Source organism: Aquisalimonas sp. 2447 (genome assembly GCF_012044895.1).
In the GTDB taxonomy this organism is placed as follows: Bacteria; Pseudomonadota; Gammaproteobacteria; order Nitrococcales; family Aquisalimonadaceae; genus Aquisalimonas.
In genome coordinates, this window is record NZ_CP050695.1 from 895,783 (window position 1) to 910,620 (window position 14,838).

Below are 14,838 nucleotides of genomic sequence, written 5' to 3' on the forward strand. Positions count from 1 at the left end.
GAGTCGTTTGCGGGGCGTGAGACGATCGGCCTTCCGGTCGATGGCTTTCACGTCCTCAACTCTGCTGTGCCGGCGCCCGAGAGGCGCATCTCGTCGGTCTTTGGGACTGCTGCCCCTCATGCCGCCATCAGGCGGTGCATCCGCTTGATGTTCCAGGCCATGGTCACCAGGCGCCACTCACCACGGGCTTGATCGAGCCCGCGCATGGATAACTGCCGAAAGCCCATCACCTGCTTGATGATGCCGAACACTGGCTCAACCGTGTGTTTGCGAAGCGCGTACAGCCTACGCCCGGCCTGGGTGGCGAGGCGATGGGCCATGATCGCAACCGGATCATCGGTGTCCGGTGTCGACGGGTCGGCGGCGAAGCGCTCGAACACCGGCCGGTGGTGCGCGTCACGTTTGATGGCCACCAGCGGCTCGATCCCGTGGGAGTGGCACTGGTGGACGTTCGCGGCACTGTAGTAGCCGGTGTCGCCAAGCAGGTGGCGCGGTGTCCCCAACCCCGGCGGCAAGGCCGCCAGCCCAGTGAGCAGCGGCGCGAGCTGCTGTTTGTCATTGGCCGCCTGGGTGACATGCACATAGGTGACCAGCACGGTGTCGGTATCAACCGCCGCCTGTGCGTTATAACACTGATCGAAGCCCTTGCCAGTTACCGGCATGATGCGCGATTGCTCATCGGTGAGGTTGACCTGGTCACTGCCCCGCGGGCCAGTCTCCGGGGGCTTGGGCTCGCGCCCCCGCGGCGGTGTCCCGGCCTGACGCTGCGCCTCGCGCTCGGCCTGCTTCGTCTCATAGGCCTGTTGCTCGGCGTCATCGCGCTCCTGGGCCCGCGCCTCGATCGTCGCCTTGGCCTCGGCGATGGCGGCCAGGCGCTGCTCACGCCGGGCGATCTCCTCGGGGATGTCCATACCATCACCCGCCTCATCGCGGTCGGCGGCCTCGGCACGTTCGGTCAGCGCTTTGACTTCGGCCTTGAGTTGCTCCTCCACCCGCGAAGCATGGCCATACGACAGCGCCTTGTGCTTGCTGGCGTTGGCCTTGACCTTGGTTCCGTCCAGGGCAATGGTGCCGAGCTTGAGCAGCTTCATCTCCCGTGCGAGCACCAGCACCTGCGTGAACAACCCCTCCAGCTCCGGGAGAAAGCGCCGGCGGAACGTCGCCAGCGTGTCATGATCCGGGTGGGTATTGGCCGCCAGATACCGGAAGGCCACCGAGTCGTAGGTCGCACGCTCGATCTTGCGGCTGGAGAACACGCCCGTGGCATACCCATAGACCAGCAGGCTCAGCAGCACCGAGGGGTGGTGCGCCTTGCGCCCACGGCCGGCGTACTGGCGCGTGAGCTCCGAGAGATCGAGCTGCTCGACCACATCGACCACAAACCGCGCCAGATGGTCCTCTGGCAACCAGTCATCCACCGACGGCGGCAGCAAGTAATCGGTCTGGCGGTCGACCGGGATGAAACGGTTCATGGCAACTTCCCCGTAGCACTGGCAGACCACACAATTATCCCATGGCGCGGTCGGAAATCCGACAGACTGCTAGCGATATGTTGTAACGTTTGGCGCAAAGTGTCAACGGCCAAGTAAATTGACCCCCTGCTGGCCAACAGTTTTGACCCACCTTCGGGTGGCCGTTGGGCCACAGACATGCGTAGCGTCCCGGCCTCGACTGAGGCGGCAGGGGCGCGGCAGTGAAGAGGTGGGTTGTGATACACAAGATCAAGGGGCTCTACGACGACGGCCGCGGGCTGTCCATCCGGGCGATCAGCCAGGAGCTGGGCATGTCGCGGAACACGGTGCGCAAGTACCTGCGCATGGACGAACAGACGGTGTGCGCGCTGCAGTCGGATCGCTCGCGCACCAAGCGGCTGGATCTCCAGCGCGACTACATCGCCTATCTGCTGGATCGCTATCCGCGGCTCACGGCGGTGAAGATCGCCCGCAAGCTGCGGGAGAAGCTCGGTGACCTGGACGTCTCCGAGCGCAGTCTGCGCCGGTATGTCCAGCAGATGAAGCGCACGGTGGCCACGGCGCAGCAGCGCTACTATGAGCCGGTTTTGGATCTGGTGCCGGGCGTGCAGTGCCAGGTCGACCCCGGCGAGCTGCGCGGGTGGTCATCGGCGGCGAGGGGCGCACGGTCTACTTCGTGGTCTTCGTGCTCGCCTATTCACGGCTGATGCACGTGGGGGTGTCGCTGCGACCCATCGACACGACGACGTTCATGCACATGCACGACGAGGCCTTCCGCGCCTTCGGCGGTGTGCCCGAGGAGTGCGTGTACGACCAGACGAAGATGGTGGTCATCAGCGAGCAGTTCCGGGAGCTCACCCTCAACGAGCGCTTCCATACCTACGCCACCGCCGCCGGTGTGCGCATCCACGCCTGCGAGGGCTATGACCCGGAGAGCAAGGGTAAGGTCGAGGCGGGGGTGAAATACGTTAAGGGCGACGGGCTCTACGGCGAGACCTTTGCCGATGAGCAGGCACTGCGCGGCCACCTGCAACACTGGCTCGACACGGTGGCCAACGAGCGCTGCCACGGCACCACCGGTCGGGCGCCACGGGAGCTGTTCGAGGCCGAGGAGCGGGCCCATCTGCGTGCCTATCTCACGCCCCGGTGTCTCACCGCCGTCGACCCGGCGGCCACGGTCCGCAAGGTCGACAAGACGGGGCTGATCGCCTGGCGGGCGAACAAGTACTCCGTGCCCATGCGCTACCAGCAGGGCCGCGTCGGGGTCGTTGATGACGGCAGCACGCTGCACGTCATGGATCTGGAGACCGGCGAAGTGGTCGCCACCCATGGACTGTGCGCCGGCAAGGGCGAGACGGTGCGCAACACCCACCACTACCGCGACCACGCGCAGCGCGTGGCGGATCTGGAGGCGAGCATCCAGACCCGTCTGGGCAGCGCCCTGGGGGAGCAACTCTGTGGCCAGCTCAAGGCCACCGACCCGCGGATCTACAAGGACCAACTGCGTGGCGTCCGGGAGCTGCTGCGCCGCTATCCGCAGGCCGACGCCGGGCTACTCGCGGAACTCGCCGACCGCCCCGGCACCAGCGCCAGCACCGTCAAGCACTACCTCGAGGCCAGCGAGCGCGCCGATGCCCGCGGACGGGACGATACCGCCGGGACCGCAGCCGCCTCGCGGCTGCCCGACACGGGGCTGGAGGCGTACGCCCGCCTTGGCCGCCCCAGCGGCCACCAGGAGGTGACCCATGAGCCGGCTTGAGGACACCGCAGGGCGCTACCGTAGCCTGCGCTGCAGTGCCGTGGCCACGGAGCTGCCGGATCTGCTCGCCCGGGCCGAGGACAACGCGCTGTCGTATCTCGCCTTCGCTGATCTGCTCGCTGAGCGCGAGCAGCACGCCCGCGAGGCCAAACGCCTGCAGGCCAACCAGCGCAAGGCACGGCTGCCTGGCGACAAACGTCTGGAGGCGTTCGACTACCGCCACCAGACCACGATCACCAAGCGCCAGGTCAACGCCTTGCTCGACTTCGGCTTCGTGGATAACCGCGAGAACCTGGTGTTCATCGGCCCGCCCGGGGTGGGCAAGACCCACCTGGCCATCGGCATCGCCCGGAAGGCCCTGGAGGCCGGTTACAAGGTGGCGTTCCGCAACGCCCTAGCCCTGGTCGAAGAACTCGAACTCGCCGAGATGAAAGGCGAGCTGAAGAAGAAGATCAGCCACCTGGCACGCTTCGATGTACTCATCATCGATGAGCTCGGCTACCTGCCCATGAGCCGCCAGGCACGCTACAACCTCTTCCAGCTCATCCACAGCCTCTACGAGTATCGCTCGGTGATCCTGACCACCAACAAGGACTTCACCGACTGGGGCGAGTTCTTCCACAACGACAACGTCGCGGTGCCGATCATCGACCGCGTCATCCACCACTCACACATCTTCATGCTGGGAGGCGAGAGCTACCGACTCAAACAGAAAACCGCCGGCTAGTCACCGGCACCCGGGTCAAAGTTGTTGGCCACGAACGGGTCAAAATAAATGGCCATTGACACGCAAAGGAAGCGCTGAATCTCATGGCTTCTCAGCGCTCAAATCGTGTCGCCGAAAGCGGATCTCGGTCGCAGCAGAACCGATCTCGGCTTGATTGTGCTTGTCGGGGCGGCTTTGCCGCCCTCATTTCCGCCCTCAGAACGGACTTCTCCCCTGGAGGGCTGGCACTCGTCGCTGCGCAAGCACCAGGTTCTTCAGCCCGAACAGCGCGTAGAGCTGCGCTTCGTTCTTGGCAATGCCGCGGTAGCGCACCTTGCGATGGCCGAAGAGGTTCTTGACCACATGGAAGGCATGCTCGCCACCCGCCCGCACTTTCGCCTTCGCCGTCTCAGTGGCTTCACGCATCCGATCCAGACTGCTTTTCGTGAGCGCCCGGCGCTGGCCCCGATTCATGGCAACGTGCCAGTCCACGTTAGTGCCAACCGTCTCGGCGGGCTTGTCCGCGCCCTGCTAACCCGAGTCGCCAAAGGCGTCTTCTTCGGCACCGTGGATCAGGTGATGCGCCTGGGTGACGTCGGCCACGTTGGCCGCCGTGCCCTTCAACGAGTGAACGAACCCTTGTGGGCATCGCGGCCCACATGCGTCTTCAAGCCGAAGTAATATTGATTCTCTTTTTTCGTCTGGTGCATCTCTGGCTCGCGGGCGTTGCCGTCCCGGTTCTTCGTCGACGGCGGCGCAGCAATCAGCGTGGCATCTACGATGACCTTGCGCAGCATCAGGCCCTGCTCAGCCAGGTGCGCGTTGATCACCTCGAAGATGTTGCGCGTCAGACCGTAGCGCTCCGACAACCGACGGAACTTCAAAAGCGTCTTGGCGTCCGGCGCGTCGCAAACTGATTCCCTCTACCCAGTAACTCGCCACGTCGTGGTGCAGACAACCCTCCGATCGCGCTAACCGGGTGCATCAACCTTTAAATCCCGACCCATTTTCCTCCTTTTTTCAAGATTTTAGCCTTCTGGCACGTTGTTTGCTTGATCCGTTCAACAGGTGCCTTGTCGGGGTGCCTGACTTTCTTCAGGAGGGCTTGATCCTCTCGTTGGGATCTAGCAGCCGGGCAGAAAATACAGTGAGAGGAGCCATCATGTCTGCAAATGACAGCTACGAATCAAACGTTTCTCGCCGCCAGTTCTTGACAGCGCTGGGTGCCGCCGGCGGCACAGGAGTAATGTACAAGGCAATGGCGAGTCTGGGGTTATTCGCGCCACCTCTCGGCGCTCAAACACCCAATTGGGTTCCACCTGCGAGCGGCCATGGCCGTGGATCGGAAGTCGTCGTTTTGGGGGCAGGAATTGCCGGCCTCACCGCCGCCTATGAACTCAATAAAGCCGGGTACAGTGTCACCCTTCTCGAGGGCCGTGAGCGGTCTGGCGGAAGAAACTGGACGGTACGCGGTGGCGATCGCTTTACTGAAACGGACGGCACCACACAGACATGCCAGTTCTCCGGCAATCAGTACATGAACATGGGTCCGGCGCGCATTCCGCAGCATCATACAACGATCGAATACTGTCGTGAGCTCGGTGTCCCCTTGGAGCCGTTCGTTAATCAGAATGCTGATGCTTATTACTTCAACGACAGTGGCGCGCTCTCCGGTCAACCCGTGCGACACCGGACTGCTAAATCTGACCTGTACGGATATATTTCGCAAATGCTTGCCAAGGCCACCGACCAGGCCGCCTTGGATCTGCCACTGACTGCCAATGAGAAAGAATTATTAGTTGACTTTCTCAGAAACTTCGGCGACCTCACGGAGGATAAGCTCTACACAGGAAGCACGCGTCGCGGTTACAGTAAGGAACCGTCTGCCGGGCTGCAGCCCGGCGAGATCGACCTGCCGCCGTTTAACTTCGGGGACTTGCTACGCTCAGAGTTCGGGTTGAATTTTTCGTTTGAATTCGGTTGGAATCAAGCCATGATGATGTTCCAGCCTGTAGGCGGAATGGACGCAATCCCCAATGCACTTGAAGAGGCCATACGGCCAAGAACACGGACGATATATGGCGCGAAGGTAAGTGGCATTTACAATACCGAGGATGGGGTCCAAGTGGTTTACAGTCGCTCCCTTGGCAGGGGCAGGGGGCGAGGTCAGCAGGGTCAAGAACGTGAAATCGATGCAAAATACTGCATTTGCACCATACCACCTCAAATACTCAAAAAAATTGATTCCAACTTTTCGAATGCGGTGAAGCAAGCGCTTGAAGTGCCCACTCCTCTCTCAACGGGCAAGATTGGCCTGGAATACAACAAACGTTTTTGGGAAGAAGATGAAAGGATTCTTGGAGGAATAACCAACACGAACATGGACGTAAATACGATCTGGTATCCGAGTAATGATTATCTATCTGACAGAGGTGTAGTTATAGGTTACTATAATTTCGGAGGCGCGCATGATGAATATTCTGCGCTGTCGCCGTTAGAAAGACAGGAAAGAGCCTTGAGCCGTGGAGAAAAAATCCATGGGCCAGCCTACCGGCGGTATTTGGCGAGTTCTGTGTCTGTCGCCTGGAACAAAACACCATTTAGTGAAGGTGGGTGGGTATTCTGGCCCACAACTGGAGGGGAGCGCGTTCCTGCTTATGAACTTTTGAATCAGCCCGCCGGGAATGTCCATTTCGCGGGAGACCACCTCAGTTACTACATTGCCTGGCAAGCCGGGGCGTTTGACTCGGCTAGAAAGGTAGTTATGGAAGTAGCAGAGAGGGATCGGGCATAACTCAATCAAGTAAATGATAAATGAACGGAGTAAACGCTATGATGAATAACCTCAATTCGGCCATCATTTTCTCTTCGATCTTCACTGTAATTATGGTGAGCACAGCTCCGGCAACCTCGCTCGCCGAGCAACCTCGGCCCAACGAGATCGAATTCTTCATTCCGCCACTTGATGATGGATCTCAGAACCCAGATCCATTTCTCGCGAGCGGCGTTTCTATAGGGAAAAACGTCGCGACGTACTACACGGCAGGTACTGGGCCAGCAGGAGGCAACAATCCCGGCACGGAGTTTCCGGATCCGGAATTTTTCGTAGATCCCGAAGTGATTGAGGGCTTCGCGGGCGGTGAGGAACTGCCGGCCGATATCACAGTCACAGAAGCACAAGGACTTAATGTGGTAAACAGAATCAAGGCGGACTTGGAGGAAAATGGGCTATCTCTTGAAGATGTCATTTTCCTCAGGATTTATCTCGAGGCTCCCGAGGGAGCAGATCGTGCGGATTACGCCGGCTGGAATCGTGCATATCGGAGGTACTTCGCAAACGTGGATCGCGATACTGGGCAGCCGATTGATGACTATGACCCGATCGTTGTGAACGAGACTCGGCCTGCCCGCTCCAACATTGAGGTGGCAACGCTGCCCGTTGAAGGTTGGCTTGTGGAGATCGAAGCCGTGGCGGCTTACGCACAGGAGGGTGATACAAGGCCCCGGGGACAGGGGAATCCCCAAGGGCATGGCGGCGGTGGCCGCTGATTCTCGCGAATGTGGCCGGGAAACCGCCGCCAGCAAGTGACTGGCGGCGGTTCTTGCTGGAGTTATACGAGTAATTCTTCATAAATCGAGCTCGGATCGGCCACAACAAAGACAAAGGATCAGGTCATAAGTTCCGGGCTTTTTTTACATCCGCTAAAACTGAGGAACAGGAACCGCCAGAACAGACTCCCCTCACTCGCCTTGGGATGTTTCACTCGCCGCCAAAAACTGAACCATACCGGTTTCGTCCGCGTCGACTAAGTGGTGTGAGTCGCGCCATACCGAAAGCGGACCTCCGTTTGTGGAGAGTCACCGGCGGCTTAGGGTCGGACAGTGACCCTTACGCCGCGGCTCAAGCCGCCGGGAGCATGGCTATCGATAGTCGACCCAGAGCTGACATCGGTTGACGCATCCCGAAGGTCTGCTCTCGGATGGGTTAAATTTGTCCAATTCGGCCGGGCAAGGTCAGCAGCAGGCCCACCAACGTGGCACTAAAAACCCAGAACATATAGGAAAACGAATACTTCCTTGCTCACTCGGTCTTGTGGTGTCACCCTGAAACCAGAACAAACATTTAGGGGCGGGAGGTAGGGGTGCCATGCGCGTTATTGTGCTCGGGGTTTTTCTGTATGCCTTTTCTCTACCAGTCGCTGCCGACCAGAACCGTGACTATTCCGGAGGGTACATAGGGGTAGGCGGGCTATTGTGGTCCTACGTAGACGAAACTGTGCGAGGAAGTGCGGAAGGATTTGGTGGCCAACTTCGCGGAGGGTACCGGTTCAATGACTTCGTCGGCTTTGAGGGGCGATTTAGTTCCGGTGGCTCGGGCACCCTTGGTGGCGTCGAAGTCCAGTTAAACAGCGCGGCGCAGTTCTTGGCGACCTTTTCTGTTCCGGTAACCCAAAAATTTCGTTTAGGCGCTTACGCCGGTTTTTCGATGGGTGAGATCGAGTTCAGCGCTTTCGGGTCCACTCGAACAGAATCAGATACAGGCGTCTCATTCGGTTCATTCCTAGAGTTAGGTGACCCGGACGGGTGGGCTTTCTATGGAGACTTGGGAATCCTCCAATGGGGCAGTGTGCAAGGGAACACCTACATGAGTGCCGGCCTGTCTGCTGGTGCACTATACCGATTCTAAAAGAGAAATGATGTGGTGACTGGCACCATGTGACACGCACGGATAAATGGCGAATGCCAACCAATCATTTGACGGCCTTCTTTGCACAATTTCACGACGAGCAGGCACTGCTGGCTCTGGAGCGAAGGTCCGCAAGGGGTCGGGGAATGCCAGTAATGCTGATCCGAGCGGCGCGGCTTCCTATCTTGCGCAAACCGCGCAACTGGAAGCGGCGGCGTACTCTCATATGGCTGACTGGCGAGCCTGGGCTCAGCCTTTGGCGCCGCTCGCAGGGGGCTGCGGAATAGACGGGTCTGTTACCCTTCCCGCATGTTACTGATCTTCATTGGTGGTGTAATCGGGCTCTTGGTTGGGGGCTTCCCGGGGCTTATTGTCGGTGTCGGAGTGGGATACCTGGCCCGGTGGATCCTCCGGCGCGCCCTGCGACGCGGCCTGGCCAAGGTGCAGTCCCAGTTCCTAGACTCCACCTTTGCCGTCATGGGGGCGCTGTGCAAGGCCGACGGGGCTGTCAGCCGCGACGAGATCAAGGCTGCCGAGGCGCTGTTCGAGCGCCTTCATCTTTCCCCCGAGCAGCGGGAGTCGGCGAAGGAAGCGTTCGAGCGCGGCAAGGCGCCAGACTTTGCCCTCGACGCAGAAGTGAGGAAGCTGGCCCGGCTCTGTCGTGGCCGCGGCCCGATGCTGCAGACCTTTCTCCAGCTCCAGTTGACGGCTATTGCCGCCAATGGCGACGTGGATCCGGCCGAGCATGAGATGCTCGTGCGCGTAGCCCGCGGTCTCGGGCTCTCCGAGAACGACGTGGCGCGGCTCGAATCGCTGCTCCGGGCATCCACCAGCGGCTCGTCCGGCAAGGAGCAGCTCGATGATGCGTATGCGGCGCTGGGTGTTTCCCCGTCGGCAAGCGATGCCCAGGTCAAGCGGGCCTATCGGCGTCTGATGAGTGAGAACCATCCGGACAAGCTGGCGAGCAAGGGCCTCCCGGAGACCATGCGGGAGGTGGCCGAGGAGAAGACACGCGAGATCGCCGCCGCCTATGAGCGCATCAAGGTAGCCCGCCAATTGGCGTAGGCCATAGGCAACCCAGCCGGGTTTGCCGGAGAACGCCTACGTGCTTGCTCCTGGCGAGCCCGGGTCGCTGGTCGACCCTGAGCTGCCGGTGGCTCGTCACAAACGGAAGTCCGCTTTCGGTATTGATGCGACTCACACCAACGAGCCTCTGGGAAAGCGGGTACGGTTCAGTGGTCCTGTGGGTTTGACGGTCGGAGTGGTGTCCCACCGAAATCTAACCCATCGGGCTACCGCCCCCTACTCAGCCGCGTTCACGCTAATCCGCGAAGAAGCAAGTATTTGTCGTTGGACCTGATTGCGACGTTACGGCTATTCGTCAGGATGCTGACGAGAGGCGTACTTCTTGAGTGCCTCGGCCGGTGTAGACGCCTCGGTTGTCGAGGCGGGTAACGCCTCCAAGACATCGAGCCAAGGGAGACGGCCCTCGCAACCCACTTGCTCCTCCGGCACGATGAGGTTTGGCCGATAAAGACAAGCCAGCGCGATGTCGATTCTGTCGCCTCCCACGTAGCGAAAATGAAGCGAGGTGCCGCAAGCCGAGCAAAAGCCGCGCTCAACCGCTTCTGAGGAGCGAAACCATGACGGCTGCAGGCGCGTCCATACAATATCGGTCAAAGGCAGTTCAGCGAAAGCCATGAACGGAGCGCCGGATGCCTTTTGGCACATTCGGCAATGGCAGACATGGGGCTTAGTTGGCCAACTGTGCAACTCGAATTTCACCGCCCCACATTGGCAACCACCCCGTAAAGGGAGGATCGATGTTGAACTCGTTGTCATACTAATGTTCCCGTAAAGGCGTTGTTTCACAAGAGATGTTCGAGGCCGCCCTCCTGACATTGCCCGGCTCAATCGGACGTTCTCGTGTGGTCTGGTAGCGAAAGCGGACCTTGAAAACAGCCAGGAGTGATAGCTCAGGCTTGGAATCTGCTACTTCTTATCGCTCGTCTTCCGTGCCTTGCCATGGCCAACGACCTTCGAGTTCGAGGTGCAACGTCAGACTTAGAAAAGTGCGTATGAGCACGATGGCGGCAAGCACCATGATATCGGACAGTTCGGAGCCTGAGATCACCACTGTCTTGATGATGTCACCAGCAATCAGCAGGTCCAGGCCAAGCAGGATGGAGCGCCCGATCGAGTGACGCAGGCGGACGTAGGCTTTATGGTCGCTGAATCGATTCGGCGTAGCGAAATAGTGCCCTCCCGCCACAAGAAAGCCCAATAGCATCACAGCGACGCCAAGGGCTTCAATCGCAAATGCGATAGTCTCGACAACCACGAAAAACGTCTGCATAAGAGTGATTCTCGACAGCGCCAGTGCCCCACCGACAGATGGACAGATTCTACAGCAGGACCTGTGGCGCGCCGACTAATTGTCCTGTAAAGCGCACTCGTCGGATTTTACCTTGCCTTAACCGCGACCTCTGAAATTGCGAGCTAAGTCAGCCAGACGCCTTTCCCTTTTCGCTGAATCAGCTCTTCACGTTCCAAGCGTGCCAGCGCCGGGTAGACAGCCTCATGGGACAGCGCGAGTTCTGTGGCAACGGCCTTCCAGCTGGAATCCCGCATAATTCATCGGCAGGGTAGAAAGAGGATGACGCAGCGCCGTAATCCCTTCAAAATCAGTGTTGTGACGACATTGATCAAGAGAGGGGACGCTGCGCCATGGGTGAAACGCTATCGCTGTTCGAGCCGTCGTTCAATGGCTCCGTGCGGGTGGAGACGCGCTCGGAGCGTCTCAGCGGCGATGCCGGTTTCCTGCTGTTGCGCGAAGTCCTCGATGAGACCGGCCTCATCGACCACCTCGTCGGGCGACTGCACGACCCGCGCTGCCCGGAGCGTGTCGTGCATTCACTCCCGGAGCTGCTGCGCGAGGCCGTTGCCATGATCGCCCAGGGCTGGGGTGATCAGAGTGACGCGCAACGGTTGCGCGACGACCCCTTGCTCGCCCTCGCCGGCAGTGACCGGCGTGGTATGGCTGCCGCCGGCAAGACGCTGGCTTCGCAGTCCACGTTCTCGCGGTTGCTGGACCTCCTCGCCCAGCCCGCCAACCAGGCGGTGATCGACACCGCGGCGCTGGAGCTTGCCTCGCGGCGGCGGGCCGCAGCCGGCGCACCGCCGGCGGCTGTGATGACCGTCGATGTCGACGGCCTCCCGCTCACTGCCCACGGTGAACAGCCAGGCAGTGAGCACAACGGCCATGTCGGTGACCGGATCCACTACCCGCTGATCGCCTCGTGCGCCGAGACGGGCGACATGCTGGGCGGTCTGCTGCGCCCCGGCAACGCCGCCCCTGGCGCGCAGGCCGCAGCGTGGATCCCGCAGCTTGTCGCCACTCTGCGCGAGCGCGGCCTGGCCCGGCAGGTGTGCTGCCGGCTCGATGCCGGGTTCACCGATGGCGCCACCCTCGAGGCGCTGGACCAGGCCGGGATCGGCTACCTGGGGCGGCTGCGCGATAATGCCGCGCTGGACCGCCACTTCGACCCGCACCGCCGGCGCGGACCGGGGCGCCCGGCCGAGCGGCCCCGGGAGTGGACCGAGGAGACCGTCTACGGGGCCGAGAGCTGGCAGCGCAAGCGCCGGGTGGTCATGGTCATCCAGGAGCACCCGGCGGAGCTCTTTCGCAGGTGTTTCTACATCGTCACCAACCTGCCCGCCTCGACCCACAGCGGCGAGCAGGTCCTGGCGCTGTACCGCCGCCGTGGCAAGGCCGAGGGGCACATGGGCGAGCTCAAGGACACCATCGGCACCTCGCTGCCGTGCACCTCGCGGGGACGGGCCAGTGAGGCCGAGGTCTTCGCCCGGGCGCAGGCGCTGCTGTCGCTGCGGCTGCTCGCCTATGAGCTGCTGCACGTGCTGCGCGCCCAGATGGAGGCGGCCACGGGACAGGGCTGGAGCCTGCGACGGCTGCGCGAGCGCGTGCTCAAGGCCGCAGCCCATGTGCAGTGTCATGCACGCCGGCTGCACATGATCCTGGAGCGTCGCGCCGCGACGCTGTGGCGCAAGCTCCTGGGGAGGCGTCACCGATGGCGACTGGCCGCATGACGACGCACCGAAGCTGCCGACGACAACCACAACACCCCACTGGGAATCCCCGGTGACGGGCAGGCTCGTCTGCATCTCGGGAAACGGGCTCTCATAACGGCTCATGTGGCCAATGAGCGGGGTCGGTCAGGCCACTTCGGCACTACCCTGACCGCTGCCTCCCCCATCAACCTGCCCAGCGGCACCATCTGGCACCGTGTGAGCATGACCTCACGCAGCCTCATGAATTACGCGGGGTCATGTCCGTGATGACGCAGATCAGGAACGGCAAACAAACTTGAGCGACGTCATCAGGCGGAATCGTGCGGTCACGCGGCTTGCAAGGAAGCCCTCCTCAAATTAGCTTTCCTGAGGCCGACCTTCACCGCCCCTGGGAGGGAATGAAGAGCCCCGGTGCACACACATCAAATGGGCTCGCGCTCACTATCCTCGGCGAGGTCGTCGCGCAGTTCCTCAATGGACGGGAAATCCTCTATGCAAGGTAGATCATCCCAGCCACCCCAAAGCGGTCGCGAAGAACCATGCCAGCCCTCCCCTAGCCTCTCGCGGATAACAGTAGCGATCCGTTCGCCTTCCGATAGGTTCTCGATTCGTGCCTTGGCACGGAGCTGTGAATCCAGCCCCTTCCCGCGCAAGGTGCCAGCTGCCGCATAACCGCTGTATGCTTGCCGACTTTGCATGGCTTCGTACGGACACCCCTGACGAGTAGTCGATCCATGACCCGAAATGACTTCAGCCAGCCACCCCCATTGCGGCTCGCATGGTTTATCTGGGCGCTTGGCGCAGCGCTCTATTTCGCTGGCTTTTTCCACCGGGTCGCTCCTGGGGTCATTACCGACGAACTGATGCGCGATTTCGGCCTGGGCGCAGCGGGATTGGGAGGCCTGTCGGCCTTCTACTTCTACACGTACGTTGCCATGCAGGTACCAACCGGCATCCTGGCAGATCGTCTAGGGCCGCGACCGCTACTGGGCTGGGGTGCCCTCATTGCTTCCGTTGGCGCGATTATGTTCGCTCTCGCGCCCGGTTTCGCGATGGCGGCTGCCGGCCGCGCTCTGATCGGTGCCTCCGTGGCGGTGGCGTTTGTATGCATGCTCAAGCTAGCGGCTCACTGGCTCGATGCGCGCCGCTTCGCTCTGGCCAGCGGCATGGCCCTTTGCGTAGGGATGATTGGGGCGGTATCCGCTGGTGTGCCCCTGCGCCTGGGGGTGGATGCATTCGGCTGGCGGCCAGTGATGATCGCCATTGCCGGGGCGACGCTGGTGATCGCCGTGCTCATCGCATGGTTCGTCCGTGAGGATCCGAATGCCTACGGCTATCAAAGCCACGCCCCCACCGATGCCCAGCCACCCAAGAGCGAAGGAATCCTGCGGGGGATTCTGAACGTCTTCCGTTACCGGAACTCCTGGCTCCTGGTCGTCATTCCCGGCGGCGTGGTCGGCCCCCTTCTCACATTCGCCGGCCTGTGGGGCGTTCCTTTCCTCACCAAGCACTACGGAATGTCGGCCAACGAGGCAGCCGTTTACACATCGGTATTGCTGCTGGCCTGGGCTGCAGGGGGGCCCGCATTCGGCGCCCTTGCCGACCACCTGCAACGACGCAAAAGCGTCTATCTGGCTGGCGTCATCACGCTACTGGCCGGTTGGCTGCTGGTCATCCATATCCCCGATCTGCCGCGTGCGCTGCTACTCGGCCTGTTGATCGTGATCGGGCTGGCGTCCGGGGCAATGATCGTCTCCTTCGCCTTCGGCAAGGAGTCGGTGCCTCCACACCTCGCCGGCACGAGCGCCGGGCTCATCAACATGGGCGTCATGGTCGGACCCATGATCCTGCAACCGTTGGTTGGCCGGATGCTGGAACGCGCCTGGGACGGCAGCAGGATCGACGGCACACCCGTCTACGCACTTGCCACCTACCAGTGGGCTTTCACCGCGATGCTGGTCTGGACGGCCGCTTCCGTCGTCCTGCTCGCATTCACCCGGGAAACCTACGGTCACCAGCAGCGCGCCGACGCGGTGTGAGCGGCGCCGGACTCACCCTGACTGCGATGACACTGTTGCTTGCGGACGAAGGTCTGCTATGTTGTCTGACAAATAACAGTGACTGG

General features: G+C 61.3%; 12 protein-coding genes and 1 pseudogene. 8 read left to right on the top strand and 5 right to left on the bottom strand.

Annotated elements, in window-relative coordinates:
* Positions 1-116: 116 nt before the first annotated feature.
* Positions 117-1,472: an IS1182 family transposase gene (locus KU884_RS04115; RefSeq protein ID WP_167781426.1), complete on the bottom strand. Its 1,356-nt coding sequence runs from the start codon at positions 1,470-1,472 to the stop codon at positions 117-119.
* A 236-nt stretch (positions 1,473-1,708) separates the two neighbouring features.
* Between KU884_RS04115 and istA the strand changes: the two are divergent.
* Positions 1,709-3,231 (top strand): annotated as a pseudogene (gene istA, locus KU884_RS04120) (IS21 family transposase).
* Positions 3,218-3,958, top strand: a complete 741-nt coding sequence (gene istB / locus KU884_RS04125) for an IS21-like element helper ATPase IstB (protein WP_167781427.1) — start codon at positions 3,218-3,220, stop codon at positions 3,956-3,958. The pseudogene istA and the gene istB overlap by 14 nt, the downstream one beginning before the upstream one ends.
* 195 nt (positions 3,959-4,153) lie before the next feature.
* Here istB and KU884_RS04130 read toward each other — a convergent pair whose 3' ends face one another.
* Both KU884_RS04130 and KU884_RS04135 read right to left on the bottom strand, forming a co-directional pair.
* Positions 4,154-4,429: a transposase gene (locus KU884_RS04130; RefSeq protein ID WP_167781428.1), complete on the bottom strand. Its 276-nt coding sequence runs from the start codon at positions 4,427-4,429 to the stop codon at positions 4,154-4,156.
* 128 nt (positions 4,430-4,557) lie between these two features.
* A complete protein-coding gene (locus tag KU884_RS04135) occupies positions 4,558-4,806 on the bottom strand; it encodes a hypothetical protein (RefSeq protein WP_167781429.1) in 249 nt (82 codons plus the stop codon).
* 293 nt (positions 4,807-5,099) lie between these two features.
* On the opposite strand from KU884_RS04135, the gene KU884_RS04140 reads away from it, so the two are divergent.
* The 4 genes from KU884_RS04140 to djlA all read left to right on the top strand — a co-directional run bounded on the left by KU884_RS04140 (position 5,100) and on the right by djlA (position 9,689).
* Complete coding sequence (locus tag KU884_RS04140; protein ID WP_167781430.1) at positions 5,100-6,731, top strand: flavin monoamine oxidase family protein; 1,632 nt, start codon at positions 5,100-5,102, stop codon at positions 6,729-6,731.
* A gap of 38 nt (positions 6,732-6,769) precedes the next feature.
* Positions 6,770-7,486, top strand: a complete 717-nt coding sequence (locus tag KU884_RS04145) for a Rid family hydrolase (protein ID WP_167781431.1) — start codon at positions 6,770-6,772, stop codon at positions 7,484-7,486.
* A gap of 598 nt (positions 7,487-8,084) precedes the next feature.
* Positions 8,085-8,624, top strand: coding sequence for an outer membrane beta-barrel protein (locus KU884_RS04150; RefSeq protein WP_167781432.1), 540 nt, complete (start codon positions 8,085-8,087; stop codon positions 8,622-8,624).
* Positions 8,625-8,933: 309 nt separating this feature from the next.
* Positions 8,934-9,689 (top strand): co-chaperone DjlA, encoded by a 756-nt coding sequence (gene djlA / locus KU884_RS04155; protein WP_167781433.1) that lies wholly within the window; start codon positions 8,934-8,936, stop codon positions 9,687-9,689.
* Between the two features lie 309 nt (positions 9,690-9,998).
* On the opposite strand, the gene KU884_RS04160 is transcribed toward djlA, so the two are convergent.
* Positions 9,999-10,325, bottom strand: a complete 327-nt coding sequence (locus KU884_RS04160) for a hypothetical protein (RefSeq protein ID WP_254432167.1) — start codon at positions 10,323-10,325, stop codon at positions 9,999-10,001.
* A 298-nt stretch (positions 10,326-10,623) separates the two neighbouring features.
* Positions 10,624-10,980: a DUF1622 domain-containing protein gene (locus KU884_RS04165; protein ID WP_167781435.1), complete on the bottom strand. Its 357-nt coding sequence runs from the start codon at positions 10,978-10,980 to the stop codon at positions 10,624-10,626.
* A gap of 371 nt (positions 10,981-11,351) precedes the next feature.
* Between KU884_RS04165 and KU884_RS04170 the strand changes: the two genes are divergently transcribed.
* Entirely contained in the window at positions 11,352-12,731 is a 1,380-nt protein-coding gene (locus KU884_RS04170) for an IS1380 family transposase (RefSeq protein WP_167781436.1), read from the top strand.
* 716 nt (positions 12,732-13,447) lie between these two features.
* Entirely contained in the window at positions 13,448-14,752 is a 1,305-nt protein-coding gene (locus KU884_RS04175; protein WP_167781437.1) for an MFS transporter, read from the top strand.
* The last annotated feature ends 86 nt before the right edge of the window (positions 14,753-14,838 follow it).

Bases quoted from the DNA above. Each gene is read 5' to 3' on its own strand.
- KU884_RS04165 (WP_167781435.1), bottom strand. From the start codon at position 10,980: ATGCAGACGTTTTTCGTGGTTGTCGAGACTATCGCATTTGCGATTGAA.
- djlA (WP_167781433.1), top strand. From the start codon at position 8,934: ATGTTACTGATCTTCATTGGTGGTGTAATCGGGCTCTTGGTTGGGGGC.
- KU884_RS04170 (WP_167781436.1), top strand. From the start codon at position 11,352: ATGGGTGAAACGCTATCGCTGTTCGAGCCGTCGTTCAATGGCTCCGTG.
- KU884_RS04175 (WP_167781437.1), top strand. From the start codon at position 13,448: ATGACCCGAAATGACTTCAGCCAGCCACCCCCATTGCGGCTCGCATGG.
- KU884_RS04140 (WP_167781430.1), top strand. From the start codon at position 5,100: ATGTCTGCAAATGACAGCTACGAATCAAACGTTTCTCGCCGCCAGTTC.
- istB (WP_167781427.1), top strand. From the start codon at position 3,218: ATGAGCCGGCTTGAGGACACCGCAGGGCGCTACCGTAGCCTGCGCTGC.
- KU884_RS04160 (WP_254432167.1), bottom strand. From the start codon at position 10,325: ATGGCTTTCGCTGAACTGCCTTTGACCGATATTGTATGGACGCGCCTG.
- KU884_RS04145 (WP_167781431.1), top strand. From the start codon at position 6,770: ATGATGAATAACCTCAATTCGGCCATCATTTTCTCTTCGATCTTCACT.
- KU884_RS04150 (WP_167781432.1), top strand. From the start codon at position 8,085: ATGCGCGTTATTGTGCTCGGGGTTTTTCTGTATGCCTTTTCTCTACCA.
- KU884_RS04115 (WP_167781426.1), bottom strand. From the start codon at position 1,472: ATGAACCGTTTCATCCCGGTCGACCGCCAGACCGATTACTTGCTGCCG.